This window comes from Streptomyces sp. SM1, from assembly GCF_002910825.1.
Classification (GTDB): domain Bacteria; phylum Actinomycetota; class Actinomycetes; order Streptomycetales; family Streptomycetaceae; genus Streptomyces; species Streptomyces okerensis.
In genome coordinates this window covers 21,293-46,287 of record NZ_NEUB01001054.1, presented here as the reverse complement: position 1 = coordinate 46,287, position 24,995 = coordinate 21,293, and the positions used below count along the sequence as shown (strand labels likewise).

38 protein-coding genes and 1 pseudogene are annotated in these 24,995 nt (G+C 69.0%); 30 read left to right on the top strand and 9 right to left on the bottom strand.

Translation table 11 applies throughout. The features are described 5' to 3' along the window. Positions 1-151 precede the first annotated feature (151 nt). Positions 152-526 carry a VOC family protein gene (locus B9S61_RS40015; RefSeq protein ID WP_103546621.1) on the top strand — a complete coding sequence of 125 codons (375 nt, stop codon included), beginning with the start codon at positions 152-154 and terminating at the stop codon, positions 524-526. Positions 527-616: 90 nt separating this feature from the next. After that, entirely contained in the window at positions 617-1,156 is a 540-nt protein-coding gene (locus tag B9S61_RS40010) for a GNAT family N-acetyltransferase (RefSeq protein WP_103546612.1), read from the top strand. An 81-nt stretch (positions 1,157-1,237) separates the two neighbouring features. Here B9S61_RS40010 and B9S61_RS43210 read toward each other — a convergent pair whose 3' ends face one another. The 3 genes from B9S61_RS43210 to B9S61_RS40000 all read right to left on the bottom strand — a co-directional run bounded on the left by B9S61_RS43210 (position 1,238) and on the right by B9S61_RS40000 (position 2,952). Further along, on the bottom strand, positions 1,238-1,858 hold the full coding sequence (locus B9S61_RS43210; RefSeq protein WP_258040141.1) for a carbohydrate-binding protein: 621 nt from the start codon (positions 1,856-1,858) through the stop codon (positions 1,238-1,240). Next, the gene (locus tag B9S61_RS43205; protein ID WP_258040140.1) at positions 1,855-2,223 is read right to left on the bottom strand and encodes a LysR family transcriptional regulator; all 369 of its coding nucleotides are present in this window, start codon (positions 2,221-2,223) and stop codon (positions 1,855-1,857) included. The genes B9S61_RS43210 and B9S61_RS43205 overlap by 4 nt, the downstream gene beginning before the upstream one ends. A gap of 102 nt (positions 2,224-2,325) precedes the next feature. Further along, positions 2,326-2,952, bottom strand: a complete 627-nt coding sequence (locus B9S61_RS40000) for a TetR/AcrR family transcriptional regulator (protein ID WP_181007755.1) — start codon at positions 2,950-2,952, stop codon at positions 2,326-2,328. Between the two features lie 119 nt (positions 2,953-3,071). On the opposite strand from B9S61_RS40000, the gene B9S61_RS39995 reads away from it, so the two are divergent. The 3 genes from B9S61_RS39995 to B9S61_RS39985 all read left to right on the top strand — a co-directional run bounded on the left by B9S61_RS39995 (position 3,072) and on the right by B9S61_RS39985 (position 6,462). Further along, complete coding sequence (locus tag B9S61_RS39995; RefSeq protein ID WP_103546610.1) at positions 3,072-4,094, top strand: aldo/keto reductase; 1,023 nt, start codon at positions 3,072-3,074, stop codon at positions 4,092-4,094. A 61-nt stretch (positions 4,095-4,155) separates the two neighbouring features. Continuing rightward, positions 4,156-4,998 (top strand): LLM class flavin-dependent oxidoreductase, encoded by an 843-nt coding sequence (locus tag B9S61_RS39990; protein ID WP_258040139.1) that lies wholly within the window; start codon positions 4,156-4,158, stop codon positions 4,996-4,998. Positions 4,999-5,277: 279 nt separating this feature from the next. Continuing rightward, positions 5,278-6,462 (top strand): endo-1,4-beta-xylanase, encoded by a 1,185-nt coding sequence (locus tag B9S61_RS39985; RefSeq protein ID WP_103546608.1) that lies wholly within the window; start codon positions 5,278-5,280, stop codon positions 6,460-6,462. A 73-nt stretch (positions 6,463-6,535) separates the two neighbouring features. On the opposite strand, the gene B9S61_RS39980 is transcribed toward B9S61_RS39985, so the two are convergent. Both B9S61_RS39980 and B9S61_RS39975 read right to left on the bottom strand, forming a co-directional pair. Next, entirely contained in the window at positions 6,536-7,357 is an 822-nt protein-coding gene (locus tag B9S61_RS39980) for an SAM-dependent methyltransferase (RefSeq protein ID WP_103546607.1), read from the bottom strand. A gap of 125 nt (positions 7,358-7,482) precedes the next feature. Further along, entirely contained in the window at positions 7,483-7,935 is a 453-nt protein-coding gene (locus B9S61_RS39975) for a hypothetical protein (protein ID WP_103546606.1), read from the bottom strand. Between the two features lie 310 nt (positions 7,936-8,245). Here B9S61_RS39975 and gdhA point away from each other — a divergent pair, with 310 nt between their 5' ends. Continuing rightward, positions 8,246-9,604, top strand: coding sequence for an NADP-specific glutamate dehydrogenase (gene gdhA, locus B9S61_RS39970; RefSeq protein ID WP_181007754.1), 1,359 nt, complete (start codon positions 8,246-8,248; stop codon positions 9,602-9,604). A 138-nt stretch (positions 9,605-9,742) separates the two neighbouring features. Here the strand turns inward: gdhA and B9S61_RS39965 are convergent. Continuing rightward, a pseudogene (locus B9S61_RS39965) lies at positions 9,743-10,226 on the bottom strand (DUF2071 domain-containing protein); the annotation flags it as partial. A 122-nt stretch (positions 10,227-10,348) separates the two neighbouring features. Here B9S61_RS39965 and B9S61_RS39960 point away from each other — a divergent pair. The 3 genes from B9S61_RS39960 to B9S61_RS43200 all read left to right on the top strand — a co-directional run bounded on the left by B9S61_RS39960 (position 10,349) and on the right by B9S61_RS43200 (position 12,017). Next, on the top strand, positions 10,349-10,678 hold the full coding sequence (locus tag B9S61_RS39960; protein WP_103546604.1) for a cupin domain-containing protein: 330 nt from the start codon (positions 10,349-10,351) through the stop codon (positions 10,676-10,678). Positions 10,679-10,826: 148 nt separating this feature from the next. Next, on the top strand, positions 10,827-11,537 hold the full coding sequence (locus B9S61_RS39955; RefSeq protein ID WP_258040138.1) for a hypothetical protein: 711 nt from the start codon (positions 10,827-10,829) through the stop codon (positions 11,535-11,537). Positions 11,538-11,756: 219 nt separating this feature from the next. Further along, positions 11,757-12,017, top strand: coding sequence for a hypothetical protein (locus tag B9S61_RS43200; RefSeq protein ID WP_258040137.1), 261 nt, complete (start codon positions 11,757-11,759; stop codon positions 12,015-12,017). Positions 12,018-12,457: 440 nt separating this feature from the next. Here B9S61_RS43200 and B9S61_RS39945 read toward each other — a convergent pair whose 3' ends face one another. The 3 genes from B9S61_RS39945 to B9S61_RS43190 all read right to left on the bottom strand — a co-directional run bounded on the left by B9S61_RS39945 (position 12,458) and on the right by B9S61_RS43190 (position 14,272). Continuing rightward, the gene (locus tag B9S61_RS39945) at positions 12,458-12,928 is read right to left on the bottom strand and encodes an ATP-binding protein (protein ID WP_103546619.1); all 471 of its coding nucleotides are present in this window, start codon (positions 12,926-12,928) and stop codon (positions 12,458-12,460) included. Continuing rightward, entirely contained in the window at positions 12,900-13,697 is a 798-nt protein-coding gene (locus tag B9S61_RS43195) for a hypothetical protein (protein WP_258040136.1), read from the bottom strand. The genes B9S61_RS39945 and B9S61_RS43195 overlap by 29 nt, the downstream gene beginning before the upstream one ends. Positions 13,698-13,771: 74 nt before the next feature. Continuing rightward, complete coding sequence (locus B9S61_RS43190) at positions 13,772-14,272, bottom strand: hypothetical protein (protein WP_258040135.1); 501 nt, start codon at positions 14,270-14,272, stop codon at positions 13,772-13,774. Between the two features lie 767 nt (positions 14,273-15,039). Here B9S61_RS43190 and rpsJ point away from each other — a divergent pair. The 21 genes from rpsJ to rplO all read left to right on the top strand — a co-directional run bounded on the left by rpsJ (position 15,040) and on the right by rplO (position 24,912). Next, positions 15,040-15,348, top strand: coding sequence for a 30S ribosomal protein S10 (rpsJ, locus tag B9S61_RS39935; protein ID WP_003948644.1), 309 nt, complete (start codon positions 15,040-15,042; stop codon positions 15,346-15,348). A 16-nt stretch (positions 15,349-15,364) separates the two neighbouring features. Continuing rightward, complete coding sequence (gene rplC / locus B9S61_RS39930; RefSeq protein ID WP_030220985.1) at positions 15,365-16,009, top strand: 50S ribosomal protein L3; 645 nt, start codon at positions 15,365-15,367, stop codon at positions 16,007-16,009. A gap of 8 nt (positions 16,010-16,017) precedes the next feature. Continuing rightward, the gene (rplD, locus tag B9S61_RS39925; RefSeq protein WP_103546603.1) at positions 16,018-16,677 is read left to right on the top strand and encodes a 50S ribosomal protein L4; all 660 of its coding nucleotides are present in this window, start codon (positions 16,018-16,020) and stop codon (positions 16,675-16,677) included. Then, positions 16,677-17,096 (top strand): 50S ribosomal protein L23, encoded by a 420-nt coding sequence (rplW, locus tag B9S61_RS39920; RefSeq protein WP_103546602.1) that lies wholly within the window; start codon positions 16,677-16,679, stop codon positions 17,094-17,096. Before rplD ends, rplW begins: the two co-directional genes overlap by 1 nt. Positions 17,097-17,146: 50 nt before the next feature. After that, the gene (rplB, locus tag B9S61_RS39915) at positions 17,147-17,983 is read left to right on the top strand and encodes a 50S ribosomal protein L2 (protein ID WP_103546601.1); all 837 of its coding nucleotides are present in this window, start codon (positions 17,147-17,149) and stop codon (positions 17,981-17,983) included. 12 nt (positions 17,984-17,995) lie between these two features. Continuing rightward, a complete protein-coding gene (gene rpsS / locus B9S61_RS39910; protein ID WP_003948639.1) occupies positions 17,996-18,277 on the top strand; it encodes a 30S ribosomal protein S19 in 282 nt (93 codons plus the stop codon). Positions 18,278-18,321: 44 nt separating this feature from the next. After that, a complete protein-coding gene (gene rplV, locus B9S61_RS39905; protein WP_103546600.1) occupies positions 18,322-18,669 on the top strand; it encodes a 50S ribosomal protein L22 in 348 nt (115 codons plus the stop codon). Beyond that, entirely contained in the window at positions 18,669-19,496 is an 828-nt protein-coding gene (rpsC, locus tag B9S61_RS39900; protein ID WP_030220998.1) for a 30S ribosomal protein S3, read from the top strand. The genes rplV and rpsC overlap by 1 nt, the downstream gene beginning before the upstream one ends. 5 nt (positions 19,497-19,501) lie before the next feature. Next, on the top strand, positions 19,502-19,921 hold the full coding sequence (gene rplP / locus B9S61_RS39895) for a 50S ribosomal protein L16 (protein ID WP_004927269.1): 420 nt from the start codon (positions 19,502-19,504) through the stop codon (positions 19,919-19,921). After that, positions 19,921-20,145 (top strand): 50S ribosomal protein L29, encoded by a 225-nt coding sequence (gene rpmC / locus B9S61_RS39890; protein ID WP_030831683.1) that lies wholly within the window; start codon positions 19,921-19,923, stop codon positions 20,143-20,145. Before rplP ends, rpmC begins: the two co-directional genes overlap by 1 nt. Beyond that, positions 20,145-20,432, top strand: a complete 288-nt coding sequence (gene rpsQ, locus B9S61_RS39885; RefSeq protein ID WP_103546599.1) for a 30S ribosomal protein S17 — start codon at positions 20,145-20,147, stop codon at positions 20,430-20,432. The genes rpmC and rpsQ overlap by 1 nt, the downstream gene beginning before the upstream one ends. 135 nt (positions 20,433-20,567) lie before the next feature. Next, entirely contained in the window at positions 20,568-20,936 is a 369-nt protein-coding gene (gene rplN / locus B9S61_RS39880; RefSeq protein WP_006376015.1) for a 50S ribosomal protein L14, read from the top strand. 2 nt (positions 20,937-20,938) lie between these two features. Then, positions 20,939-21,262, top strand: coding sequence for a 50S ribosomal protein L24 (rplX, locus tag B9S61_RS39875; protein ID WP_016645174.1), 324 nt, complete (start codon positions 20,939-20,941; stop codon positions 21,260-21,262). Next, positions 21,262-21,819: a 50S ribosomal protein L5 gene (rplE, locus tag B9S61_RS39870; RefSeq protein WP_103546598.1), complete on the top strand. Its 558-nt coding sequence runs from the start codon at positions 21,262-21,264 to the stop codon at positions 21,817-21,819. Before rplX ends, rplE begins: the two co-directional genes overlap by 1 nt. 5 nt (positions 21,820-21,824) lie before the next feature. Next, positions 21,825-22,010, top strand: a complete 186-nt coding sequence (locus B9S61_RS39865; protein ID WP_003948630.1) for a type Z 30S ribosomal protein S14 — start codon at positions 21,825-21,827, stop codon at positions 22,008-22,010. 237 nt (positions 22,011-22,247) lie between these two features. Beyond that, a complete protein-coding gene (rpsH, locus tag B9S61_RS39855) occupies positions 22,248-22,646 on the top strand; it encodes a 30S ribosomal protein S8 (protein ID WP_103546597.1) in 399 nt (132 codons plus the stop codon). Between the two features lie 24 nt (positions 22,647-22,670). Then, positions 22,671-23,210: a 50S ribosomal protein L6 gene (gene rplF, locus B9S61_RS39850; RefSeq protein ID WP_103546596.1), complete on the top strand. Its 540-nt coding sequence runs from the start codon at positions 22,671-22,673 to the stop codon at positions 23,208-23,210. A gap of 3 nt (positions 23,211-23,213) precedes the next feature. Then, complete coding sequence (rplR, locus tag B9S61_RS39845; RefSeq protein ID WP_055592173.1) at positions 23,214-23,597, top strand: 50S ribosomal protein L18; 384 nt, start codon at positions 23,214-23,216, stop codon at positions 23,595-23,597. Positions 23,598-23,662: 65 nt separating this feature from the next. Further along, a complete protein-coding gene (gene rpsE, locus B9S61_RS39840; protein WP_103546595.1) occupies positions 23,663-24,268 on the top strand; it encodes a 30S ribosomal protein S5 in 606 nt (201 codons plus the stop codon). A 3-nt stretch (positions 24,269-24,271) separates the two neighbouring features. Next, entirely contained in the window at positions 24,272-24,454 is a 183-nt protein-coding gene (rpmD, locus tag B9S61_RS39835; protein ID WP_103546594.1) for a 50S ribosomal protein L30, read from the top strand. A 2-nt stretch (positions 24,455-24,456) separates the two neighbouring features. Continuing rightward, a complete protein-coding gene (gene rplO / locus B9S61_RS39830) occupies positions 24,457-24,912 on the top strand; it encodes a 50S ribosomal protein L15 (RefSeq protein WP_004927223.1) in 456 nt (151 codons plus the stop codon). Positions 24,913-24,995: the final 83 nt, after the last annotated feature.

Below are 24,995 nucleotides of genomic sequence, written 5' to 3'. Positions count from 1 at the left end.
TTCGCACCGGCCGATGGGCCCGGGACCGCGGACTGATGGACCTCTCCTTCCTGGTAGCTCCTGCCGCCGGGCATGCCCGGTGGGGTGACGGGTAGGGCCGATCCGTACGGGGTGTCGTGCCCCAGTGGTCGTGGAACGAAGGGTGGTCGGAGTGATCCGAAAGCTGCAGGCCGTCGCGCTGGACTGTGCTGATCCGGTGCGGCTCGCCGAGTTCTACGCGGAACTGCTCGGCGGCCGGGTGGTCGCGGACCCGGAGGAGCCCCGGTGGGTCGAGGTGCACGGTTTCGAGGGGGTCCCGCTGGCCTGCCAGCAGGCGGACGGTTACCGGCCGCCCGCATGGCCCGACCAGGAGCGTCCGCAGCAGCTCCACCTGGACTTCGACGTCGACGACCTCGACGCGGAGGAGGATCGGGCGCTCGCCCTCGGTGCGACCGTGCTGGAGCGGACGGACCAGATCCGCCCGGGGGCCAACTGGCGGGTCTACGCGGACCCGGCCGGCCATCCGTTCTGCCTCTGCCGGCACTGAGATCCGGACTGGCACTGTCTCGGCGGACTCCGGAGGAGTCGGGCGCTTAATGCTTTGCCGCCGGCCGGGCCGGTCGGATAGGAAGCTCGCATGCTGAAGGGCACCAAGATCGGGCTGAGGGCCCGGCACGAGGAGGACATCCCGGTCCTGCGGGCCGAGTTGTACGACGACGTGGTCAACGCGTCACGGGCCGAAGGCGGGCCGTGGCGGCCCATCACGCCGGGCTCGAAGGATCCGCGGCTCGTGGTGGACGACACGGAGCAGGGACACGTCCCGTTCTCCGTGGTGGAGCTGGCCGGCGGCACGCTGGTCGGTACCGCGACGCTGTGGGGCATCGACCACCACAACCGGGCCGCGCACATCGGGCTGGGCCTGCTGCCGGCCGCCCGGGGCAAGGGCTACGGCACCGACGTGGTCGCGGTCCTGTGCCACTACGGCTTCGTCGTAAGGGGCCTGCATCGGCTGGGGATCGAGACCCTGTCGGACAACGCCGCGATGCTGCGCTCCGCCGAGCGCAACGGCTTCGTCCGCGAGGGCGTGCTGCGCTCCTCGGCCTGGGTGATGGGCGAGTTCATGGACGAGGTCCTGCTCGGACTGCTGGCCCGGGACTGGAAGGCGGATAGGCACTAGAGCAGCGGTGCAGGCCCCGGGTACGCCCGTTCGGTGTGCCCGGGGCCGTTGTGTTCCCCCGCCGGGATGGTCAGGCGTGGGTCAGACGCGCTGCCACGGGGCCGGGACGTTCGGGGGCTGCCAGCCGGGCTGGGCCTGGTGGCCCTGGAGGCAGCGGTAGGTGGTGCCGCCGTAGGTGACCGTGTCGCCCGCCCGGTAGACGGTGCCCGCGGACCAGGTGCCGCCGGGCTCCTCCTCCCCGGGCGGGTCGTCATCGTCGCCGCCGGTCGTCTTCAGGGTGAGGCCGTAGTTCTGGAGCAGCGGGTTGATCGGCTGGTGGAAGGTCGCCCGGCACAGTCCGACCGCCCGGCCGACCTGCACCAGGTGGACCAGGGAGGAGGTGTCCGTCTCGTACATCCGGAGCGGGGTGAAGCCGGCCCGGGCGCAGGCCACGGTGAAGCAGTCCCCGAAGCAGCCGTCGCCGGGTACGCAGGCCCATTCCGCACCGGCCAGTTCGGCCAGGTCGACCTCGACCGCCCCGGCGAGGGCGTGCCCCTCCGGGACCATGACGAACACGGGGTCGACCGCGACCTCCTGCCAGACCAGTCCCTCCGCGCCGGGCGGCGGGGCCGAACCGCAGGTCCCCGCGAGGGCGAAGTCCAGCCGTCCTTCGGTCAGCAGCCCGGCCAGTTCCCGCTCGGACCAGGAGATGCAGGTCGTCACCCGGGCGTCGGGCACCACGCCCGCCAGCCGGTCCACCACGGCGCCCAGCAGCGGGCCGTGGGTGCCGCCCAGCCGGAAGCACGCCGTCGCGTGGGGCGCCCGGGCGAACCGGCTGCCTCCTGCTGGAGTTCGGTCACCGCGGGCAGCACGATCCGGCTGCGCTCCAGCACCAGTTCGCCCAGCGCGGTGGCCCGCACGCCGTGCCGGCCACGCTCGAACAGGGCACCGCCCAGGGCGCGTTCGATCCGCTTGAGCTGTGCGCTCAGCGCGGGCTGGGCAAGTCCCAGTTCGGTGGCCGCCCGGGTGAGGCTGCCCGCGTCCGCGATCGCCCGGATCGTCTTCAGATGCCGCAACTCCAGCTCCATGAGGGGAGCTTGCGGTGTAGCGGGGGCGGGGGCAAGAGGTTGGTACGGACCTGCTGTCCGGTCGGTCCCGCGGCCTCGTCGGTCCCGCGGCCCGGTCGGCCGTCAGTCCGGTCGGCGCAGCCCGTCGACGAGGACGCCGGCCAGTCGGCGTGCGTCGTAGTCGGGGTCGCTCTCCGCGCCGATGCAGAGGTTGCCGACACCGCGCATGAGGGTGAGGGCGTCGATGTCGGCGCGGATCTCGCCTGCGGTGACCGCGGAGTCGAGCAGTTCGGCGCAGACGGGAAGCAGGCGGTCGAGGAAGTAGTCGTGCAGTGCCCCGAATCCGGCCTGGTCGGAGCGCAGGACGGCGGCGAGGCCGTGCTTGGTGACCAGGAAGTCGACGAAGAGGTCGATCCACTGCCGCAGGGCGGAGTGCGGGGTCGCGGCGGTGGCCAGCAGGGCCGGTCCCGCCTCGGCGCAGGCTTCGACCTGGTGCCGGTAGACGGCGATGATCAGGTCCGCCCGGGTCGGGAAGTGGCGGTAGAGGGTGCCGAGACCGACGCCGGCGCGGGAGGCCACGTCGCGCACCGGGGCGTCCACACCCGAGGTGACGAAGACCGCGGCGGCCGCCTCCAGCAGCGTCTCCTTGTTGCGCCGGGCGTCCTTGCGCCGTGACGGGGCCGCCGGCCCCGCACCCTCGTCGCTCTGCTTCACCGCGTCGTTCCTTCCACCTCTCGCACGCCCCCGCATGGTCTCACGCAGGCTCGCGCGTGCCCATGCTTGCCAAAACGGAACAGTGTTCCGTATCGTCGGGGTGTACCGGAACGGTGTTCCGTTTCGGGTTCAGTCTGCCATGAGGAGATACGGACATGCAGTACCGCACCCTGGGCCGGACCGGCGTACAGGTCAGCGCTCTCGCGCTCGGCGCGATGAACTTCGGTGCGATCGGGCGCACCACCCAGGACGAGGCCACCGCCCTCGTCGACGCGGCCCTGGAGGCCGGCGTCAACCTCATCGACACCGCCGACATGTACAGCGGCGGGGAGTCGGAGGAGATGGTCGGCAAGGCCATCACCGGTCGGCGCGACGACATCGTGCTGGCCACGAAGGCGACCATGCCGATGGGGGAGGAGCGCAACCACAAGGGCGGCTCGCGCCGCTGGCTGGTCACCGCGCTGGACGACAGCCTGCGCCGGCTCGGCGTGGACCACGTCGACCTCTACCAGATGCACCGCTGGGACCCGGAGACCAGCGACGAGGAGACCCTGTCGGCGCTGACCGACCTGCAACGCGCCGGGAAGATCCGGTACTTCGGTTCCTCCACCTTCCCCGCGTACCGCATCGTGCAGGCCCAGTGGGCCGCCCGCGACCTGCGGCTCGGCCGGTACGTCACCGAGCAGCCCAGCTACTCGATACTGCAGCGCGGCATCGAGGCGGACGTCCTGCCGGTGACCGAGGAGTACGGACTTGGCGTACTGGTGTGGAGTCCGCTGGCCTCGGGCTGGCTGTCGGGCGCGGTCCGCAAGGACCGGGACGTCACGACCCACCGCTCGACGTTCATGCCGGACCGCTTCGACCTCACGCAGTCCGTGAACAGGACCCGGCTCGACGCCGTCGAGCGGCTGGCCGCGGTCGCGGACGAGGCCGGACTGACCATGATCCAGCTGGCGCTCGGCTTCGTCACCGCGCACCCCGGGGTGACCAGCGCGCTCATCGGCCCCCGCACGCCGGAACACCTCCGGTCGCAGCTCGCCGCCGCCGACACCGTGCTCTCCGCCGACGTGCTCGACGCGATCGACGAGATCGTCGCTCCCGGTGTCGACCTGGCCGCCCACGAGAAGTTCGACACGCCGCCCGCGCTGCTCGACGCGTCACTGCGCCGCCGCCACTGACCGTCCGGAGGTCCGGCAGTCCATGTCACCCGCACCCGCACTACGACCCCGTTTCGGGATCATGACCGCCCCCACGCAGGTGGGCTACGACGACATCCTGCGCGTCTGGCACGAGGCCGACGCGATACCGGAGATCGAGCACGCCTGGCTGTTCGACCACCTCATGCCCATCTTCGGCGACCCGGACGGGCCGGCGTACGAGGGCTGGACGCTGCTCTCCGCCCTCGCGGCGCGGACGCGGCGGCTGCGGCTCGGTGTGATGGTGACCAGCAACCGGTTCCGGCCTCCCGCGCTGCTCGCCAAGATCGCGACGACCGTCGACATCGTCTCCGGCGGGCGGCTCGACTTCGGCATCGGCGTGGGCTCACGCCCGAACCCGCCCGAGGCCCGGCGCGAGTACCCGGCCCACGGCCTGCCCTTCCATCCCCCGGCACAGGCGGTGGAGAGCCTCGCCGAAGCCTGCACGGTGATCAAAAGGCTGTGGACCGAGCCGGAGCCCTTCGACTTCCACGGCCGTCATCACCACCTCACCGGGGCGTTCGGCAACCCCAAGCCCGTGCAGCGGCCCTACCCGCCGGTCCTCATCGGCGGACGTTCCTCCGCGACGCTGCGCGTGGTCGCCGAGCACGCGGACCTGTGGAACATCCCCGGTGGGGACATGGCCGACGTGGTCCGCCGCAGCGCCCTGCTGGACCGCTACTGCGCGGACATCGGCCGCGACCCCGCCTCGATCGTCCGCTCGATCCACGTGCCCGTCGACGTCGACCGGCCCGGTGTCACGCGGGAGGCGATCGGCGAAGCCCTCGACGCCGGATTCCGGCATGTCGTCCTCGGGCTGCCGGTGCCGTATCCCGACGGCATCGCACGGTGGGCCGCCGACGAGCTGATCCGCCCGTCGCTCTGAACACCGCGCCTCTGCCCGTGCCGCGCCTCTGCCCGTGCCGCGCCTCTGCCCGCGCCGCCCCTCTGCCCGTGCCGCGCCTCTGCCCGTGCCTCCGATCGCGCCTCGCCCCCGGTTCGCGCCGGGGGCGAGGCGCGTCGGCGTGCGGACGACCGTTCGGCTACTCATCCACGCACGGGTATTGACGCGCCGTTCGGCCAGACCGTACCGTCCGCCCATCCCTAATGTTTCGAAGTCGATTTCGAAATATTCGAGAACGACGATGGGAATGAGACTCCCCGCATGAGATCCATTCGTTTCGCCACCGTGGCCCTCGCCACCGCCGCCCTCGCCCTGCCGCTCATGGCGGGCTCGGCGGCCGCCGATCCGTCGGCCGGACGGACGGCCGCCCCGCACTCCCACGCCACGTCCGACCGGCTGCGCGCCGCCGCTCCCGAGGGCTTCGTCGTGGGCACCGCCGTGGCAGGCGGCGGCCACCACCTGGAGCAGGACTACCCGGACCCCTTCACGTACGACAGGGAGTACCGGAAGGTCCTGGCACGCCAGTTCAGCTCGGTCTCCGCCGAGAACCAGATGAAGTGGGACTACATCCACCCCGAGCGCGACCGCTACGACTTCGGGCAGGCCGACGCCATCGTCGAGTTCGCCAAGCGCAACAAGCAGGTCGTACGCGGCCACACCCTCCTGTGGCACAGCCAGAACCCGGCGTGGCTGGAGGAAGGCGACTTCTCCAGAACGGAACTGCGCGCCATCCTGCGCGAGCACATCACCACCGTCGTCGGCCGCTACGCCGGCCGGATCCAGCAGTGGGACGTCGCCAACGAGATCTTCGACGACCAGGGCAACCTGCGCACCCAGAACGACATCTGGATCCGTGAACTGGGACCGGGCATCGTCGCCGACGCCTTCCGGTGGGCCCACCAGGCCGACCCCGGGGCGAAGCTGTTCTTCAACGACTACAACGTCGAGGGCCTCAACGCGAAGAGCGACGCCTACTACACCCTCATCCAGGACCTGCTGGAGCAGGGCGTGCCCGTGGACGGCTTCTCCGTACAGGGGCACCTCAGCACGCGCTACGGCTTCCCGGGCGACCTGAAGGACAACCTGGACCGCTTCGACGCGCTCGGCCTGGAGACCGCCGTCACCGAGCTGGACGTCCGCATGGACCTGCCGGAGAGCGGCGAGCCGACCGAGGAGCAGCAGCGGAAGCAGGCCGACTACTACCAGCGGACGCTCGAGGCGTGCCTGGCCGTCGACGGCTGCAACTCGTTCACCATCTGGGGCTTCACCGACAAGTACTCATGGGTGCCGGTGTTCTTCGAGGGCGAGGGCTTCGCGAACGTCATGACCGACGAGTACGAGCGCAAGCCCGCCTTCTACGCCCTGCGGGACACCCTGAAGGAGGCGGCGCGGGAGGACGACTGCGAGAAGCACGGCAAGCACCACCACCGGCACGGGAAGGGCTGAGACCGCCCCTCCCTGCGGACACCCCCGGGACCGGCGGCCCACACCCGGCCCCGGGGGTCTCCCCGCGCGTGACTCACCCCTTGCGGGCCACCGCCACATAGGCCCCGCTCCGCACGCCCTCCGACCCCGGCACCGGCTCACCGAGCTCCGGGTGCCACTCCTCGGCCGCCACCATGCCGGGCTCGACGACCTCCAGGCCCTCGAAGAACCGGGCGAACCGCTCCCGGCTGCGCATGTCCATGGTGAGCCCGCCCGCGCGGTAGAGGCCGACCACCTTCTTCGAGGCCTCCTCCGGGTGGAAGTCGGGCGTGAGGTGGGACATGATCAGGTAACTGCCCGGCGCCAGCTCCTCCTTGAGCCGCTCGACCAGCTCGTACGCCCCGTCCTCGTCGCCGATGAAGTGCAGCAGCGCGATCAGGGACAGCGCGACCGGCTTCTCGAAGTCCAGTGTCCTGCGCGCCTGTTCGACGATGGCGGCGGTGTCACGGGCGTCCGCCTGCACATAGTCGACGACCCCCTCGTCGGTGCCCCGCAGCAGCGCCTCGGCGTGGACGAGGACGATCGGGTCGTTGTCGCAGTACACGACCCGCGCGTCGGCGGCGACCTCCTGAGCCACCTGGTGCAGGTTCGGCTCCGTCGGTATCCCGGTCCCGATGTCGAGGAACTGGCGCACGCCCTGGCCCGCCACCCAGCGCGTGGCGCGGTGCATGAACGCCCGGTTCATCCGTGCCATGACCGGGATGACCGGCGCGAACCCCACGAGCTGCCGGCCCAGCTCCTCGTCCACCGGGTAGTTGTCCTTGCCGCCGAGGAACCAGTCGTACATCCGCGCGGGATGCGGCTTGCTGGTGTCGATCCGTAGGGGAGCGTCCCTGCCGGAGTCCTGCTGATCCACCGTGAGTCCCCTTGTCGCGCGCGGGAGTTGATCTGTGAAGGTGATGTGGACCGCCACGATAGCCAGCCCCGGGCCGGTGTGATCGGCCGGGCGTGACGCCCGCCCGGCTCCAGGGGTGGGAGCGGTCAGCGCCTGGGGACCTGGACGCTGATGTACCAGCGAACGGACTCCTCCGTCGTCACGGTGACATGGGTCCGTTCCGCTGCATCCAGAGTCAGCCGGTGACCCATCCTCTCGACCTGGACACCGGCGCACTTGCTGGTGAACGCCATGACCCCGTCGAGAGAGACCTCGAACCCGACCGGCTTCGACAGCGATATGCAGTTCACCGCGACCCAGAGCTCGCCCCTGGGCAGTCCGATCGTGCCGAACCGCCGGTCGCCGCGGTGCGGGCCCTCGGAGAGGACCTCTTCGTGTCCGTCCTCCGCACCGGGCGCGGTCAGCGGTTCCTGGGGAGGTGGCGCGACGCCGGACGGGGACGGGTCCGGGACGTGGGGCGTGTCCGGTCCGCCCTCGTCCGTACAGGCGGTCAGTAACGCGCACAGCGCGAATGCCGCAGCGAGCAGCGAACGCTTCATGTCATCCCCCACGATGGATCTGCCCGTGGCCGAAGGCTGGTCCGTCCCCCGACCCGTCGGTCGTGATCACATCACGAACCGGCCTCCCTGCGTCGTCGTACGAAGGAACGCATCCGTACTCCGTACAGGCTGTCCATATAGCGGACATTACGGCCCGGCCCTTGGTATCGCGTTAACGCAGGGGTAACACTGGGAGGGTCGGCCGACCTGTCGTATACAACGGGGCGGCCGCTGTCCCGCGGTCGGCAACGGCGCCGAGCGCCCCTCACCGGTCCCCGGACCGGTGTCCGCCGTGCCAGAAAGGGACCCCGTGACCCCACGCCCCGATCCCAAGAGCTTGCTCGACCGGCTGCGCGTCGAGGTGGAGCGCCGCAACCCGGCGGAGCCCGAGTTCCACCAGGCCGCGCGTGAGGTGCTGGAGACGCTCGCACCGGTGCTGACCGCCCGGCCCGAGTACGCGGTGCCCGGACTCGTGGAGCGGCTCGTCGAGCCGGAGCGGCAGATCATGTTCCGCGTGCCGTGGCAGGACGACGCCGGTCAGGTGCACGTGAACCGCGGCTTCCGGATCGAGTTCAACAGCGCCCTCGGCCCCTACAAAGGAGGCCTGCGGTTCCACCCCTCGGTGAACCTCGGGATCATCAAGTTCCTCGGCTTCGAGCAGATCTTCAAGAACGCGCTGACCGGGCTCGGCATCGGCGGCGGCAAGGGCGGCAGCGACTTCGACCCGCAGGGCCGCAGCGACGCCGAGATCATGCGCTTCTGCCAGTCCTTCATGACCGAGCTGTACCGGCACATCGGTGAGTACACCGACATCCCGGCCGGTGACATCGGCGTCGGCGCCCGCGAGATCGGCTACCTGTTCGGCCAGTACCGGCGGATCACCAACCGCTGGGAGGGCGGTGTCCTCACCGGCAAGAGCGCCGGCTGGGGCGGCTCGCTGATCCGCCCGGAGGCCACCGGATACGGCAACGTGCTGTTCGCCGAGGCCATGCTGCGCGCCCGCGGCGAGGACCTGGAGGGGCAGACCGCGGTCGTCTCCGGCTCCGGCAACGTCGCGATCTACACCATCCAGAAGCTGGCCGCCCTCGGCGCCAACCCCGTGACCTGCTCCGACTCCAGCGGCTACGTCGTCGACGAGAAGGGCGTCGACCTGGAACTGCTGCGGCAGATCAAGGAGGTCGAGCGCGGCCGGGTCATCACCTACGCCGAGCGCCGGGGCACCTCCGCGCGGTTCGTGCCCGGCGGGCGGGTGTGGGAGGTTCCCGCGGACGTCGCCCTGCCGTCGGCCACGCAGAACGAGCTGACCGCCGACGACGCCGCCGCCCTGATCCGCAACGGCGTGAAGGCGGTCTCCGAGGGCGCGAACATGCCGACCACGCCCGACGCCGTCGACCTGCTCCGGCAGGCCGGTGTCGCCTTCGGCCCCGGCAAGGCCGCCAACGCGGGCGGGGTCGCGGTCAGCGCGCTGGAGATGACGCAGAACGCGTCGCGCACCTCGTGGAAGGCGGACCAGGTCGAGCAGGAGCTGGCCCGCATCATGACCGACATCCACACCACCTGCGCCGAGACGGCCGAGCGCTACGGCTCCCCCGGCGACTACGTGACCGGCGCCAACATCGCCGGCTTCGAGCGGGTGGCGGACGCGATGCTCGCGCAGGGCGTCATCTGAGGCGTGCCGTCCGGCCCGGGAGGCGGGAAACCGGCGACGCCGTGTCCGTACCGCTGAGCGGGGCCGGACGGGCGTGCCGGACCCCGCGTCCGCGGCGCGGCCCGCACGGCGCCCCCGGGACACACGCACCCGCGTCACGGGGGGGGGAATGCCGGCCGGACGGGCCGGCCGGCCGAAGCGGGCGGGGACGCCCGGTGAGTACAGCACGCTCACCGGCTCCCCGGCCGGCGCCGGCGGACCCGCCGCCGTGATCAGGTCCTGCTCGCACTCCACCAGCTCGGCCCGCTCCAGCGGCCAGCGCGGATGCGCGTTGGGCAGATACACCGACCGCCCGAAGAACGCGCCGTGCATGCCCCAGCGGACGGTGACGAAGTGCATACGGCACCCCCGGCAGCCGCAGCCACCCCACCCGGTGCATCCGGAACGCGACCAGCCCCACGTACGTGACCCCGTCCAGTGTGTCGGGCACCGTACCCGGCGGCGGCAGACCGGCCACGTCGGCCGGGTCCACCGCCCAGTGCACGAACGTCAGGTCGAGCCAGGACTGCGTGAGCAGCGGACGTGCGATCGCCTCCGGCGGGTCGGGCGTGATGGGCTCCGGGGGCAGCGGTGTCGACGGCACAGCGCCAATATCACGGAGGGCCCCGCCGCCCGGTACGGCCCTACGACCGACCGTGGCCGACACCACGATGTGCCCCACATGGCCCTGGTAACTTCCGTGCCTGTGCGGGAAGGCTTGCAGCCATGCAGAAGCTCTCCCTCGACGCCCTCGCCCGCGAACACCTGGAACGCGCCGCCGCCTCCAACGGCCGCAGCGCCACCACCGTCTACGGCGGCCACGAACACACCCTGCACCAGACCCTCCTCGCCCTGACCGCCGGCACCATCCTCGCCGAGCACGAGAACCCCGGCGAGGCCACCCTCCTGGTCCTGCGCGGCCGCGTGCGCCTCACCAGCGGCGACACGGAATGGGAGGGCCGCACCGGCGACCTCATCACCATCCCCCCGGCCCGCCACGCCCTGGGAGCCCTGGAGGACGCGGCGGTCGTCCTCACGGTGGCCAAGACGGGCTGAAGGCCCACCCGGTCCGGCTGTCCTGCGGTCCTCGTCACGGGGACCGCAGGAGAACAGGCGCCGCCCTCGCGCCGGTGCGCGGGCCGGGACGCTTTCCGTGGGACGACAGACCGGGCCTCCGTGACGGCGGACACCGCGCGACGGGACGATGTCCGGACGGTCGACCGAGTCATCGAGTCACCGAGTCATCGAGCCAAGGGGGCGTCGGCGCCATGGCCCGCTGCCGGAGGCGCTGACCGTCGAACGGGGCGGCTTCCGGATCAAGGTGCCGGAAACATGGTGGGAGTTCGACGTGCGGCCGGAGTCGCGGGACGACTCGATCCGCCGGATGGTGAACGAACGCCTGTGCGAGCACCCGGAGCTGGCCCCGCACCGGGACACGTACGTCTCCTTCCTGCGGAAGGCCGCCGCGGACGCCTGGAAGTCGGGCGCACTGTACTGCGGCCGCATGGCGGAGAGCTTCGGCGGTGAGACCCCGATCACCGGATCGGTGACGGTGTCCCTGGTCGGCGGCCGTACGAGCAAGGGTGACCCGCTGCCCACCGACCCGGCCGCCATCGCTGCCCAACTCGTCGTCAAGGAGGCGAAGAAGCCGGGCGACTCCTGGCGCAAGGTCACCACCGTCGAGATACCCGGCGTGGGCCCGGCCGCACGGACGTACGGCATCGAGGACATCCCCGTCCCGGGCGACGAACCCGACCGGACCATCCGCGCCGTACTGATGCAGACCTTCATCCCCGTGCCCGGCCAGGAGGGCAAGGTCGCCCTGGTCGCCGGCAGCAGCCAGGTACTGGACCTCGCGGACTCTTTCTTCGACATCTTCGACGCGATCACGACGACGTTCCGGTTCGTGGACTGAGTGCCGTGGCGGACGGGTGGGACTGGGCGACCGGTGAAGGGTTGCTGGGTGTCGACGACCCCTCCGATTGGGATGCCGCGTACGGGCGCGGTGCGGACCATCTCGGTACGGCGGCGATCGGGTTGGCCTTCAACTGTCCGCTGGAGGAGGCGTCGCCCCGGATCGTCCGGGGCGACGCGGTTGCCGGATGTCGCTCAGCGCGGGTTTGCCTTCACGGCGGTGGGTACCGCGGCCCGGATCAACGGGGCGTTGACACCGGAGCTGTACGCCGTGTTGCGGGCGGCAGGCCCCGGACGCGGGAGCATCGCTGAGAACGCTGTCGACGACACCCTGACCTTTGTGCCCTTCCGGGAGCTGCCGCTGTGGCTCAAGTGGTGGAAGGTGGTGTCAAACGTGCTGGACAAACTGGAGGCCTGGCGGCTGGAGTGCGCCTGCGCGGTCAGTGACGCATGGAAGGCCCTGCGCGGTCGGCATTCCTGAGGAGTGACGGGCCGGGCCTTTCCGTCGGGCTTCAGGAAAGGTGCGAGGAAACGCACGATGACAGTGCCGGGCGGGCCGGATTCTTTGCGCCGGCACGCGGCGGGGGAGCTGGGCATCGAGGACGAGCTCGGATTCGATGAGGATGACACGTTCGGCGGGGCGTAGGCGCCATGGGCGTGGCACGTCAGGGCGCTGCACTCGCGGACCTGAGGCGGCTCCTTCCTCACTTTGCTCTGTGACGGCGGTACCACAGGCATGGACCTGACTGCGCACGCCGTACGACAGCAACCGGGCACCGCCGATCTGAGCATCGTCTCCGAGCGGGACCCGTACGCGGACCGGGCGAGGGCCGAGGTCCGCATCTGGACGCTGGAGGCCACGATGGGGACGTGGGCCGAGCTGCCCTCGCACGGCCGTCACGCGCCGAGCCGAGTCTTCGGTCACCGGGGCGGGACGACGGGCCGGGAACCGGCGGACCCGGTCCCCACCTCGGCCCAGACGGTCTTGAGCGGGGGTGGCCCGGGGACGACTCCCCAGCGGTCGGCGAGGGCGTCCACGAGCAGCAGACCGCGGCCGGACTCGGCGTCGGTGGCGGAGTGCTGTGGGCACGGCATCCGGTCACCGCGCGTGTCGGTGACCTCGATGCGGAGGATGCCGCCGACGACGTACAGCAACAGCCGGAAGTCCCGGCCGGAGACGCGGCCATGGGTGACGGCGTTGGCCGACAGCTCCGCGACGACGAGTTCCGCCGGGTGCGTCGGCAGTCCCCACGTGCGCAGTTGCTCGGTGGCGAGCAGCCGGGCGAGACGGGCGCCGCGCGGTGTGGAGGACAGCTGGAGGCTGAGGTTACGGACGGGGACGGCGGCAAGTCGGGTTGTGGGGTCACCGTGCGGCGCGGGACAGCATGAGATCGACCCGGCCGGGCCGACCGTCCTCGCGCAGGACAGGCCCCGGCGCGGGAACCTCACGGCCGAGCAGCCGACAGTGCTGGACGAGTACTTCGTGGAGGCTGCGATCACTGGCGTGCAGCGCGTACTCCTCGCCGAAGACCCAGCAGCTGTCCTCCAGGACGCGGTGGAGTTCGTCCCGTTCCTTGACGCGCGGTTTCGTCTCCGGAGCGAAGACGAGGTGTTCCAGGGCGGTGAGGAAGTCGATGCGGTCGGCCACCGCGGTCGAGGCCTTGATCAGCGCTGAGAGGGTGGTCCGCTCCAGGAGCCGGATCAGTTCGTCCCTCTCCTGCTTCGACAGGGCGAAGAGCTCGTCCGCGATCCGCAGAACGTCCGAAGGCTCATGCGCCAGTACCGACTGCAAGAGCGCGAAGGTCGTTCTGCGCGTGCCCTTCGACTTCGGCAGGTGACGGAAGACGGTGGTGGCCACCGCGTCGAAGGTCTCGCGCTCCGCCCGTTCCCGTTCGTCGGCCGGATCGGCGGAATAGGGGTAGATGCCGTCGCGCTGCCACTCGGCGACCTGCTCCCGTCGTCGTTCGTCGACACGGGCGCGGAAGTGGGTGCGCAACTGCTCGCGCGCTGCCGCGAGCATCTCGGTCAGGGGGCCGTCCGGCGCCCAGTCGGTGAAGGCGAGCTGCTCGGAGTCGACGTCGTCGAAGCCGCTCCAGCTCAGATGGGCGGTGAACTCGAAGCCGGGAGCCTGGATCCCCGGTTTGAGGTGGGCGCGGGACATCCCCTCGGCGTCGCACAGAAGCGGGACATCCCCTCGGCGTCGCACAGAAAGAGTGCGCGGGGGACCGGCCTGCGTCACTCGACGACTCTGAGCCGCGCGGGCCCGCCGCTCCCGCCGGAGGGTGCGTCGAGGAGGTAGTCGCCGGCGTGCAACTGTTCCGCCGCGGGGTCGAGATCACGGCCGTCGTACTCGATACGGACGCCCGGATACTTCTCCAGGTAGGTGGTGAAGGTCGCGGTGAGCGAGGATCTGGCGCGCTCCTCGGCGAGCACATCAAGCTCATCGCCGCCGAAGGCTTCGAACAGTGTGCCCGTGGGCTCGTCCGCCGGCTCGGGCTCGCCGATGTCGAACTCGTCCATGGAATGCCTGTCGGCCTCGATGACGAGTTGTCGTCTCCCCTGAGAGGTATCGCTCACGCTGGTCCGGCGTACGAAGGTACCCAGGGCGAAGGCGCGTACCCGACCCCGTCCGTTCTTGCCGTGCAGAGCGCGGTTCCCGACCGGTGTGCCCTTCGCCCGCTTCTTCCAGGACGAGCCGATCGGCCGGAAGTACTCTTCGCACTCTTCGGCGGACATTCCATGACCGTCGTCCTGGATCCGAACACGGTCCGCACCACCGAGGTCGTTTCGCTCCAGGGTGCGACGACGCATCCGCCGTCGGCGTCGAGGGCATTCCACAGCAGTTCTTCGACCGCACCGACCGGATCCCGCAGACGTGCCAGCTCGGCGACGTGCTCACGGCTGGTCTCCAGCCTCACCCTGACCATGATCGGGACCTCCCGTGTCCGTGATCCGTGAGAGCTCAGTCTGCCCTGCTCACATCGCGACGAGGGCAGCGATTCGGTGAGATCACCCGACAGTGGAAGTGATCCGGTACCCGAAGGATCTGCGCGTTGCCCGGCGGCACGCCTCGAAGCGGCGAGCCGGGTGCCGGCCGCTCCCGCGTTTGATCCACATCACCCCCGGGGTAGTGTCTTCCGCCCGATTGGCCAGGGGCCCGCCCACTGTGGCAAACTGTCGGAGTTGCTCGGTCGAGTGTTGATGCTGCGCGCCTCCCGCCGGGAGGGCTGGAAGCGAGTCCCACGGTACTCGTCGCCCCTGATGAGGGGCGGACGTACGGGAATCTTCCGGAAAGCGTGTGTGCGATGCCGACCAGGCGCCCGGTGGGCCTTTCGCCCCCGGTCCGCGGTTCTGGTAGGGCCGTGTCAAATCCCGCAGGGATGTTCGAACGTAGGACATCCATGTCAGCGAGAGTGCGACACGCCCGACCGCGTGGGTCGGAGGACGAGAGTGTGGAACGCCGGATGCCAGAGCGTTGAGAGAAACAGGACTACGGAGTAGCCATGGCGGGACAGAAGATCCGCATCCGGCTCAAGGCCTACGACCACGAGGTCATCGACTCTTCGGCGAAGAAGATCGTCGAGACGGTGACTCGCACTGGTGCGTCGGTCGCGGGCCCGGTGCCGCTGCCCACTGAGAAGAACGTGTACTGCGTCATCAAGTCGCCGCACAAGTACAAGGACTCGCGCGAGCACTTCGAGATGCGCACGCACAAGCGCCTGATCGACATCCTCGACCCGACCCCCAAGACCGTTGACTCTCTGATGCGACTCGACCTCCCGGCCGGTGTCGACATCGAGATCAAGCTCTGAGGGCGGTGATCTGAAGATGACCAAGCAGATCAAGGGCATCCTGGGCGAGAAGCTCGGCATGACGCAGGTGTGGGACGAGAACAACCGTGTTGTTCCGGTCACCGTCGTCAAGGCCGGCCCGAACGTCGTCACCCAGGTCCGTACGAACGATGTCGACGGCTACGAGTCGGTCCAGATCGCCTTCGGCGAGATCGACCCGCGCAAGGTGAACAAGCCCCTCAAGGGCCACTTCGCCAAGGCCGACGTCACCCCCCGTCGTCACCTCGTCGAGATCCGCACCGCGGACGCCTCCGAGTACACGCTGGGCCAGGAAGTCACCGCCGAGGTCTTCGAGTCCGGCGTGAAGGTCGACGTCACCGGCAAGAGCAAGGGCAAGGGCTTCGCCGGTGTCATGAAGCGTCACAACTTCAAGGGCCTCGGCGCCGGTCACGGCACCCAGCGCAAGCACCGCTCGCCGGGCTCCATCGGTGGCTGTGCCACCCCGGGCCGCGTGTTCAAGGGCCTCCGCATGGCGGGTCGCATGGGCAACGAGCGGGTCACCACCCAGAACCTGACCGTCCACGCCGTTGACGCGGAGAAGGGTCTGCTGCTCATCAAGGGCGCGGTTCCCGGTCCGAACGGCGGCCTCGTCCTGGTCCGCACCGCGGCCAAGGGGGCCTGAGGTAACCGATGAGCACTGTTGACATCCTTTCGCCTGCCGGCGAGAAGACCGGAAGCGTCGAGCTCCCCGCGGAGATCTTCGGCGTGGAGAAGATCAGCATTCCGCTGATCCACCAGGTCGTCGTCGCGCAGAACGCCGCTGCCCGCCAGGGCACGCACAAGACCAAGCGTCGCGGTGAAGTCCGTGGTGGCGGCCGCAAGCCGTACCGCCAGAAGGGCACCGGCCGCGCCCGTCAGGGTTCGACCCGCGCCCCGCAGTTCGCCGGCGGTGGCGTCGTCCACGGCCCGCAGCCGCGTGACTACTCGCAGCGGACCCCGAAGAAGATGAAGGCCGCGGCCCTGCGCCACGCCCTCACCGACCGGGCCCGCCACAACCGCATCCACGTCGTCACCGGCGTGATCGAGGGTGAGACGCCCTCCACGAAGGCCGCCAGGACGCTGTTCGGCAAGATCTCGGAGCGCAAGAACCTGCTCCTGGTCGTCGACCGCGCCGACGAGGCCGCGTGGCTGTCCGCCCGCAACCTGCCCCAGATCCACATTCTGGAGCCGGGCCAGCTGAACACGTACGACGTTCTCGTCTCGGACGATGTGGTCTTCACCCAGGCCGCTTTCGAGTCCTTCGTCGCCGGCCCGAACAAGGCCAACGACAACGAAGGGAGCGAGGTCTGATGGCTGCCCGTCACCCCTCGATCGCCTCGAAGGCCGCCAAGGCGGCCAAGGCCCGTCGCGTCGCCAAGGCGCGCCGCCACGAGGCCGAAGGCAGGAACACCGTCGTCACCCCGGTGAGCAAGTCGTACACGGACCCCCGTGACGTGCTGCTCAAGCCGGTCGTGTCGGAGAAGAGCTACGCGCTGATCGACGAGAACAAGTACACGTTCCTCGTCGACCCGGGCGCGAACAAGACCCAGATCAAGCAGGCCGTCCAGGCGGTCTTCGAGGTCAAGGTCACCGGGGTCAACACGATCAACCGCATCGGCAAGCGCAAGCGGACCCGCACCGGCTTCGGCCAGCGTGCGGCGACCAAGCGCGCGATCGTGACCCTCGCAGAGGGCGACCGTATCGACATCTTCGGCGGTCCGACCGCGTAAGCGGTCAGGATCGTCCAGATTTCGGAATAGCTTCCGAGGACTGAGAGACAATGGGTATCCGCAAGTACAAGCCGACGACTCCGGGCCGTCGTGGCTCCAGCGTCGCCGACTTCGTCGAGGTCACGCGGTCCACGCCGGAGAAGTCGCTGGTCCGTCCCCTGCACAGCAAGGGCGGCCGTAACAATTCCGGTCGTGTGACCGTCCGCCACCAGGGTGGTGGCCACAAGCGCGCCTTCCGCGTGATCGACTTCCGTCGTCACGACAAGGACGGCGTGCCGGCGAAGGTCGCGCACATCGAGTACGACCCCAACCGCACCGCGCGCATCGCGCTGCTGCACTACGCCGACGGCGAGAAGCGCTACATCCTCGCCCCGCGCAACCTGCAGCAGGGCGACCGCGTGGAGAACGGTCCCGGGGCCGACATCAAGCCGGGCAACAACCTGGCCCTCCGCAACATCCCGGTCGGTACCACGATCCACGCGATCGAGCTCCGTCCCGGTGGCGGTGCCAAGTTCGCCCGCTCCGCCGGTGCCTCCGTGCAGCTGCTCGCGAAGGAGGGCTCGATGGCCCACCTCCGCATGCCGTCCGGAGAGATCCGCCTGGTCGACCAGCGCTGCCGCGCCACGGTCGGCGAGGTCGGCAACGCCGAGCAGAGCAACATCAACTGGGGCAAGGCCGGCCGTAAGCGGTGGCTGGGCGTCCGCCCGACCGTCCGTGGTGTCGTGATGAACCCGGTCGACCACCCGCACGGTGGTGGTGAGGGCCGGACCTCCGGTGGCCGTCACCCCGTGTCCCCCTGGGGCAAGAAGGAAGGCCGTACTCGTTCGCCCAAGAAGGCGTCGAACAAGTACATCGTCCGCCGCCGCAAGACGAACAAGAAGCGCTAAGGACGGGTTGAGATGCCTCGTAGCTTGAAGAAGGGACCCTTCGTCGACGACCACCTGATCAAGAAGGTGGACGTCCAGAACGAAGCCGGTACCAAGAACGTCATCAAGACCTGGTCCCGTCGCTCGATGATCGTCCCGGCGATGCTGGGCCACACGATCGCGGTGCACAACGGCAAGACCCACATCCCGGTGTTTGTCACCGAGTCGATGGTCGGCCACAAGCTCGGCGAGTTCTCGCCGACCCGCACCTTCCGGGGCCACGTCAAGGACGACCGGAAGTCGAAGCGCCGCTAGTCGGCGGGGTGCAATCGACCATGACAGACACTGAAGGGACAACCATGGAAGCCAGGGCCCAGGCGCGGTACATCCGCGTCACGCCCATGAAGGCCCGCCGCGTGGTGGACCTCATCCGTGGCATGGATGCCACGGAGGCTCAGGCGGTCCTGCGTTTCGCCCCGCAGGCCGCGAGCGTGCCGGTGGGCAAGGTGCTGGACAGCGCCATTGCCAACGCCGCGCACAACTACGACCACACCGACGCCGACAGCCTCTTCGTTGCCGAGGCCTACGTCGACGAGGGCCCGACCCTGAAGCGGTTCCGTCCGCGTGCCCAGGGCCGCGCCTACCGGATCCGCAAGCGGACCAGCCACATCACCGTGGTCGTCAGCAGCAAGGAAGGAACCCGGTAATGGGCCAGAAGGTTAACCCGCATGGGTTCCGGCTCGGCATCACCACCGACTTCAAGTCGCGCTGGTACGCCGACAAGCTGTACAAGGACTACGTCAAGGAAGACGTCGCCATCCGTCGGATGATGACGTCCGGCATGGAGCGCGCCGGCATCTCGAAGGTGGAGATCGAGCGCACCCGTGACCGGGTCCGTGTGGACATCCACACCGCGCGTCCGGGCATCGTGATCGGCCGCCGTGGCGCCGAGGCCGACCGCATCCGCGGCGACCTCGAGAAGCTCACGGGCAAGCAGGTCCAGCTCAACATCCTCGAGGTCAAGAGCCCGGAGACGGACGCTCAGCTGGTGGCCCAGGCCGTCGCCGAGCAGCTGTCCTCCCGCGTCTCCTTCCGTCGTGCCATGCGCAAGAGCATGCAGGGCACGATGAAGGCCGGCGCCAAGGGCATCAAGATCCAGTGCGGTGGCCGCCTCGGCGGCGCCGAGATGTCCCGCTCGGAGTTCTACCGCGAGGGCCGTGTGCCCCTGCACACGCTCCGCGCGAACGTGGACTACGGCTTCTTCGAGGCCAAGACGACCTTCGGCCGCATCGGCGTGAAGGTCTGGATCTACAAGGGCGACGTCAAGAACATCGCCGAGGTCCGCGCCGAGAACGCCGCCGCCCGTGCCGGCAACCGCCCGGCCCGTGGCGGTGCCGACCGCCCGGCCCGTGGTGGCCGCGGTGGCGAGCGTGGCGGTCGCGGTCGCAAGCCGCAGCAGGCTCCCGCTGCCGAGGCCCCCAAGGCCGAGGCTCCGGCTGCCGCTCCGGCTGAGAGCACCGGAACGGAGGCCTGACCGACATGCTGATCCCCCGTAGGGTCAAGCACCGCAAGCAGCACCACCCGAAGCGCCGTGGTCAGGCCAAGGGCGGTACGACGGTCGCGTTCGGCGAGTACGGCATTCAGGCCCTCACGCCGGCGTACGTGACCAACCGCCAGATCGAGGCGGCCCGTATCGCGATGACCCGCCACATCAAGCGTGGCGGCAAGGTCTGGATCAACATCTACCCGGACCGCCCGCTCACGAAGAAGCCGGCCGAGACCCGCATGGGTTCCGGTAAGGGTTCGCCGGAGTGGTGGATCGCGAACGTGCACCCGGGCCGGGTCATGTTCGAGCTGTCCTACCCCAACGAGAAGATCGCCCGTGAGGCCCTCACTCGCGCAGCCCACAAGCTGCCGATGAAGTGCCGGATCGTCAAGCGCGAGGCAGGTGAAGCGTGATGTCGGCCGGTACCAAGGCGTCCGAGCTGCGCGAGCTGGGTGACGAGGAGCTTCTGGCGAAGCTCCGCGAAGCCAAGGAAGAGCTGTTCAACCTCCGCTTCCAGGCGGCGACCGGACAGCTTGAGAACCATGGCCGTCTGAAGGCGGTCCGCAAGGACATCGCGCGGATCTACACCCTGATGCGCGAGCGTGAGCTGGGCATCGAAACGGTGGAGAACGCCTGATGAGCGAGAACAACGTGACTGAGACCAACCCCGAGGTCCGGGGCGACCGTAAGACCCGCGAGGGCATCGTCGTCAGCGACAAGATGGACAAGACCGTCGTCGTCGCCGTCGAGGACCGCAAGAAGCACGCGCTGTACGGCAAGGTCATCCGCAGCACGAGCAAGCTCAAGGCCCACGACGAGCAGAACGCCGCCGGTGTCGGCGACCGCGTCCTCCTGATGGAGACCCGGCCGCTGTCGGCGACGAAGCACTGGCGCATCGTCGAGATCCTCGAGAAGGCCAAGTAGGTAATTCCCGCAAGGGAATTCCCCAGACGTTCCTGCGGGGCATCCCTCGCAGGGCAGTTCCGCCAGGCTCCGGGGTCCGCTCGCCCGACAGGGTGAGCGGCTCCCGGGGAACCGGCAGACAAACAGGAGATAGACGTGATCCAGCAGGAGTCGCGACTGCGCGTCGCCGACAACACGGGGGCGAAGGAAATCCTTTGCATCCGTGTGCTCGGTGGCTCCGGTCGCCGCTACGCGGGCATCGGTGACGTCATCGTCGCCACCGTCAAGGACGCGATCCCCGGTGGCAACGTGAAGAAGGGTGACGTCATCAAGGCGGTCATCGTTCGCACCGTCAAGGAGCGCCGCCGTCCGGACGGCTCGTACATCCGCTTCGACGAGAACGCCGCCGTCGTTCTGAAGAACGACGGCGACCCTCGTGGCACCCGTATCTTCGGCCCGGTCGGCCGAGAGCTGCGCGAGAAGAAGTTCATGAAGATCATCTCCCTCGCGCCGGAGGTGCTGTGAGCATGAAGATCAAGAAGGGCGACCTGGTCCAGGTCATCACCGGCAAGGACAAGGGCAAGCAGGGCAAGGTCATTGCCGCTTACCCGCGCGACGAGCGTGTCCTGGTCGAGGGTGTCAACCGGGTCAAGAAGCACACCAAGGCCGGCCCGACCGCCAGCGGTTCGCAGGCCGGCGGCATCGTGACCACCGAGGCTCCGGTCCACGTCTCCAACGTCCAGCTGGTCGTGGAGAAGGACGGGAACAAGGTCGTCACGCGCGTCGGTTACCGCTTCGACGACGAAGGCAACAAGATCCGCGTTGCCAAGCGGACGGGTGAGGACATCTGATGACGACCACCACCACTCCGCGTCTGAAGACGAAGTACCGCGAGGACATCGCGGGCAAGCTGCGTGAGCAGTTCTCCTACGAGAACGTCATGCAGGTTCCCGGCCTCGTCAAGATCGTGGTCAACATGGGTGTGGGCGACGCCGCCCGCGACTCCAAGCTGATCGAGGGCGCCATCCGCGACCTCACCACGATCACCGGTCAGAAGCCGGCCGTCACCAAGGCCCGTAAGTCCATCGCGCAGTTCAAGCTGCGCGAGGGCCAGCCGATCGGTGCCCACGTCACGCTTCGTGGCGACCGCATGTGGGAGTTCCTGGACCGCACCCTGTCGCTCGCGCTCCCGCGCATCCGCGACTTCCGTGGTCTGTCCCCCAAGCAGTTCGACGGCCGTGGCAACTACACCTTCGGTCTCACGGAGCAGGTCATGTTCCACGAGATCGACCAGGACAAGATCGACCGCACCCGGGGTATGGACATCACCGTGGTGACCACGGCGACCAACGACGAAGAGGGCCGCGCCCTTCTCCGTCACCTCGGCTTCCCGTTCAAGGAGGCGTGAGCGAGATGGCGAAGAAGGCTCTCATCGCGAAGGCTGCTCGCAAGCCCAAGTTCGGAGTGCGCGGCTACACCCGCTGCCAGCGCTGCGGTCGTCCGCACTCCGTGTACCGCAAGTTCGGCCTGTGCCGGGTGTGCCTTCGTGAGATGGCTCACCGTGGCGAGCTGCCGGGCGTGACCAAGAGCTCCTGGTAGTCCCGGTAGTTCCGGACTCCAGGGCTCTCGGTAAGCAAGGGGAACGGCGGGAGGCCCACTCCGCATGGCTTAGGCTTGTGGGGTTGGGCGCCTGCCGTGCCCGCACGCACGCGGGCAACGCCCGCTCATGTTTGCTTACTACGCCGTAGGTCCACCGCGCCGCACCCGTCCCGTCTCGGATCGGGGAGAGGGATGGCGCACCAGGAAACCCCGGCGAGAGAGGCCGAAGGCCAATTCATGACCATGACTGATCCGATCGCAGACATGCTTACGCGTCTGCGGAACGCGAACTCGGCGTACCACGACACCGTGGCGATGCCGCACTCGAAGATCAAGTCGCACATCGCGGAGATCCTCCAGCAGGAGGGCTTCATCACGGGCTGGAAGGTCGAGGACGCCGAGGTCGGCAAGAACCTCGTCCTGGACCTCAAGTTCGGTCCCAACCGTGAGCGCTCCATCGCGGGCATCAAGCGGATCTCCAAGCCCGGTCTCCGGGTGTACGCGAAGTCCACCAACCTGCCGAAGGTCCTGGGCGGCCTGGGCGTGGCGATCATCTCCACGTCCCACGGGCTCCTCACGGGACAGCAGGCCGGCAAGAAGGGCGTAGGCGGAGAAGTCCTCGCCTACGTCTGGTAACGGAAGGGAACGGAGGAAACAGCTATGTCGCGCATCGGCAAGCTCCCCATCGCGGTTCCCGCCGGCGTGGACGTCACCATCGACGGCCAGACGCTCTCGGTCAAGGGCCCCAAGGGCTCGCTGACCCACACCGTCGCGGCGCCGATCGAGATCGCCAAGGGTGAGGACGGCGTGCTGAGCGTCACCCGCCCCAACGACGAGCGTCAGAACAAGGCCCTGCACGGCCTGTCCCGCACGCTGGTGGCGAACATGATCACCGGCGTGACCCAGGGTTACGTGAAGAAGCTCGAGATCAGCGGTGTCGGTTACCGCGTGCTCGCCAAGGGTTCGAACCTGGAGTTCTCCCTCGGCTACAGCCACTCGATCACGGTCGAGGCCCCCGAGGGCATCACCTTCAAGGTCGAGAACCCGACGCACTTCTCGGTCGAGGGAATCGACAAGCAGAAGGTCGGCGAGGTCGCGGCCAACATCCGCAAGCTGCGCAAGCCCGACCCGTACAAGGCCAAGGGCGTCAAGTACGAGGGCGAAGTCATCCGGCGCAAGGTCGGAAAGGCGGGTAAGTAAGCCATGGCATACGGGCAGAAGATCCTCAAGGGCGACGCCTACAAGCGTGCTGCTATCAAGCGCCGTCACATCCGGATCCGCAAGAATGTCTCTGGTACCGCAGAGCGTCCCCGCCTGGTCGTGACCCGCTCCAACCGCCACATCGTGGCGCAGGTGATCGACGACCTCAAGGGCCACACGCTGGCTTCGGCGTCCACGCTGGACGCATCGATCCGTGGTGGCGAGGCCGACAAGTCCTCGCAGGCCAAGCAGGTCGGTGCCCTGGTCGCGGAGCGCGCCAAGGCCGCCGGTGTCGAGGCTGTCGTATTCGACCGCGGTGGCAACCAGTACGCGGGGCGCATCGCCGCCCTGGCGGACGCCGCCCGCGAAGCCGGTCTGAAGTTCTAGAGCCGCCCGTCGCGGTAGCGACTGTTGTTGCTGCGAGCTAGCGGAAACAGAGAGAGGTAATTCCAATGGCTGGACCCCAGCGCCGCGGTGGCGGTGCCGGTGGCGGCGAGCGGCGGGACCGGAAGGGCCGTGACGGTGGCGCATCCGCCGCCGAGAAGACCGCGTACGTTGAGCGCGTAGTCGCGATCAACCGCGTCGCCAAGGTTGTGAAGGGTGGTCGTCGCTTCAGCTTCACCGCGCTGGTCGTGGTGGGCGACGGTGACGGCACCGTGGGTGTCGGATACGGCAAGGCCAAGGAGGTGCCGGCCGCCATCGCCAAGGGTGTTGAGGAGGCCAAGAAGCACTTCTTCAAGGTCCCCCGCATCCAGGGCACCATCCCGCACCCCATCCAGGGTGAGAAGGCTGCCGGCGTCGTGCTGCTCAAGCCGGCGTCCCCGGGTACCGGCGTGATCGCCGGTGGTCCGGTGCGCGCCGTGCTCGAGTGCGCCGGTATCCACGACGTGCTGTCGAAGTCGCTCGGCTCCGACAACCAGATCAACATCGTGCACGCGACCGTGGAGGCCCTCAAGGGCCTGCAGCGTCCCGAGGAGATCGCGGCCCGCCGTGGTCTGCCCCTCGAGGACGTCGCCCCCGCGGCTCTTCTCCGCGCACGTGCCGGGGCGGGTGCGTAGGTCATGGCGCAGCTCAAGATTACGCAGGTCAAGTCCTACATCGGCAGCAAGCAGAACCACCGTGACACCCTGCGTTCCCTTGGTCTCAAGGGCATCGACACGCAGGTCGTCAAGGAGGATCGTCCCGAGTTCCGCGGCATGGTGCACACCGTCCGCCACCTCGTGACGGTCGAGGAGGTCGACTGATCATGGCGGAGCAGAACCCGCTCAAGATCCACAACCTCCGTCCCGCCCCCGGCGCCAAGACCGCGAAGACCCGTGTCGGTCGTGGTGAGGCGTCGAAGGGTAAGACGGCCGGTCGTGGTACCAAGGGCACCAAGGCCCGTTACCAGGTTCCGGAGCGCTTCGAGGGTGGCCAGATGCCCCTCCACATGCGTCTCCCGAAGCTCAAGGGCTTCAAGAACCCGTTCAAGACCGAGTTCCAGGTCGTCAACCTGGACAAGCTCGCCTCCCTCTACCCCGAGGGTGGAGAGGTCACGGTCGAGGACCTGGTCGCCAAGGGTGCCGTGCGCAAGAACAGCCTCGTCAAGGTCCTGGGCCAGGGCGAGATCTCCGTGGCGCTGCAGGTGACGGTCGACGCCGTCTCCGGCTCCGCCAAGGAGAAGATCACCGCCGCCGGCGGTACCGTCACCGAGCTCGTCTGACTTCTTCAGGTGTCCCGATGACGTAGAGCGATCCCGACCGGGGATACCCCACAAATGGGGTATCCCCGGTTGGTCGTTCCTAG

What these genes read in the sequence shown, in the direction of transcription:
- rpsE (WP_103546595.1), top strand. Translation starts at nt 23,663, where the DNA reads ATGGCTGGACCCCAGCGCCGCGGTGGCGGTGCCGGTGGCGGCGAGCGG.
- rpsJ (WP_003948644.1), top strand. Translation starts at nt 15,040, where the DNA reads ATGGCGGGACAGAAGATCCGCATCCGGCTCAAGGCCTACGACCACGAG.
- B9S61_RS43195 (WP_258040136.1), bottom strand. Translation starts at nt 13,697, where the DNA reads ATGTCCCGCGCCCACCTCAAACCGGGGATCCAGGCTCCCGGCTTCGAG.
- rpsC (WP_030220998.1), top strand. Translation starts at nt 18,669, where the DNA reads ATGGGCCAGAAGGTTAACCCGCATGGGTTCCGGCTCGGCATCACCACC.
- rplW (WP_103546602.1), top strand. Translation starts at nt 16,677, where the DNA reads ATGGCTGCCCGTCACCCCTCGATCGCCTCGAAGGCCGCCAAGGCGGCC.
- rplX (WP_016645174.1), top strand. Translation starts at nt 20,939, where the DNA reads ATGAAGATCAAGAAGGGCGACCTGGTCCAGGTCATCACCGGCAAGGAC.
- rplB (WP_103546601.1), top strand. Translation starts at nt 17,147, where the DNA reads ATGGGTATCCGCAAGTACAAGCCGACGACTCCGGGCCGTCGTGGCTCC.
- rplR (WP_055592173.1), top strand. Translation starts at nt 23,214, where the DNA reads ATGGCATACGGGCAGAAGATCCTCAAGGGCGACGCCTACAAGCGTGCT.
- rplO (WP_004927223.1), top strand. Translation starts at nt 24,457, where the DNA reads ATGGCGGAGCAGAACCCGCTCAAGATCCACAACCTCCGTCCCGCCCCC.
- rpsS (WP_003948639.1), top strand. Translation starts at nt 17,996, where the DNA reads ATGCCTCGTAGCTTGAAGAAGGGACCCTTCGTCGACGACCACCTGATC.
- rpsQ (WP_103546599.1), top strand. Translation starts at nt 20,145, where the DNA reads ATGAGCGAGAACAACGTGACTGAGACCAACCCCGAGGTCCGGGGCGAC.
- B9S61_RS39995 (WP_103546610.1), top strand. Translation starts at nt 3,072, where the DNA reads ATGCAGTACCGCACCCTGGGCCGGACCGGCGTACAGGTCAGCGCTCTC.
- B9S61_RS43205 (WP_258040140.1), bottom strand. Translation starts at nt 2,223, where the DNA reads ATGGAGCTGGAGTTGCGGCATCTGAAGACGATCCGGGCGATCGCGGAC.
- rplP (WP_004927269.1), top strand. Translation starts at nt 19,502, where the DNA reads ATGCTGATCCCCCGTAGGGTCAAGCACCGCAAGCAGCACCACCCGAAG.
- B9S61_RS39975 (WP_103546606.1), bottom strand. Translation starts at nt 7,935, where the DNA reads ATGAAGCGTTCGCTGCTCGCTGCGGCATTCGCGCTGTGCGCGTTACTG.
- rpsH (WP_103546597.1), top strand. Translation starts at nt 22,248, where the DNA reads ATGACCATGACTGATCCGATCGCAGACATGCTTACGCGTCTGCGGAAC.
- B9S61_RS43190 (WP_258040135.1), bottom strand. Translation starts at nt 14,272, where the DNA reads ATGTCCGCCGAAGAGTGCGAAGAGTACTTCCGGCCGATCGGCTCGTCC.
- rplF (WP_103546596.1), top strand. Translation starts at nt 22,671, where the DNA reads ATGTCGCGCATCGGCAAGCTCCCCATCGCGGTTCCCGCCGGCGTGGAC.
- rplV (WP_103546600.1), top strand. Translation starts at nt 18,322, where the DNA reads ATGGAAGCCAGGGCCCAGGCGCGGTACATCCGCGTCACGCCCATGAAG.
- rplE (WP_103546598.1), top strand. Translation starts at nt 21,262, where the DNA reads ATGACGACCACCACCACTCCGCGTCTGAAGACGAAGTACCGCGAGGAC.
- B9S61_RS39865 (WP_003948630.1), top strand. Translation starts at nt 21,825, where the DNA reads ATGGCGAAGAAGGCTCTCATCGCGAAGGCTGCTCGCAAGCCCAAGTTC.
- rplD (WP_103546603.1), top strand. Translation starts at nt 16,018, where the DNA reads ATGAGCACTGTTGACATCCTTTCGCCTGCCGGCGAGAAGACCGGAAGC.
- B9S61_RS39955 (WP_258040138.1), top strand. Translation starts at nt 10,827, where the DNA reads ATGTCCGGACGGTCGACCGAGTCATCGAGTCACCGAGTCATCGAGCCA.
- B9S61_RS39985 (WP_103546608.1), top strand. Translation starts at nt 5,278, where the DNA reads ATGAGATCCATTCGTTTCGCCACCGTGGCCCTCGCCACCGCCGCCCTC.
- rplC (WP_030220985.1), top strand. Translation starts at nt 15,365, where the DNA reads ATGACCAAGCAGATCAAGGGCATCCTGGGCGAGAAGCTCGGCATGACG.
- rpmC (WP_030831683.1), top strand. Translation starts at nt 19,921, where the DNA reads ATGTCGGCCGGTACCAAGGCGTCCGAGCTGCGCGAGCTGGGTGACGAG.
- B9S61_RS40000 (WP_181007755.1), bottom strand. Translation starts at nt 2,952, where the DNA reads ATGCGGGGGCGTGCGAGAGGTGGAAGGAACGACGCGGTGAAGCAGAGC.
- B9S61_RS39960 (WP_103546604.1), top strand. Translation starts at nt 10,349, where the DNA reads ATGCAGAAGCTCTCCCTCGACGCCCTCGCCCGCGAACACCTGGAACGC.
- rpmD (WP_103546594.1), top strand. Translation starts at nt 24,272, where the DNA reads ATGGCGCAGCTCAAGATTACGCAGGTCAAGTCCTACATCGGCAGCAAG.
- B9S61_RS40010 (WP_103546612.1), top strand. Translation starts at nt 617, where the DNA reads ATGCTGAAGGGCACCAAGATCGGGCTGAGGGCCCGGCACGAGGAGGAC.
- B9S61_RS39990 (WP_258040139.1), top strand. Translation starts at nt 4,156, where the DNA reads ATGACCGCCCCCACGCAGGTGGGCTACGACGACATCCTGCGCGTCTGG.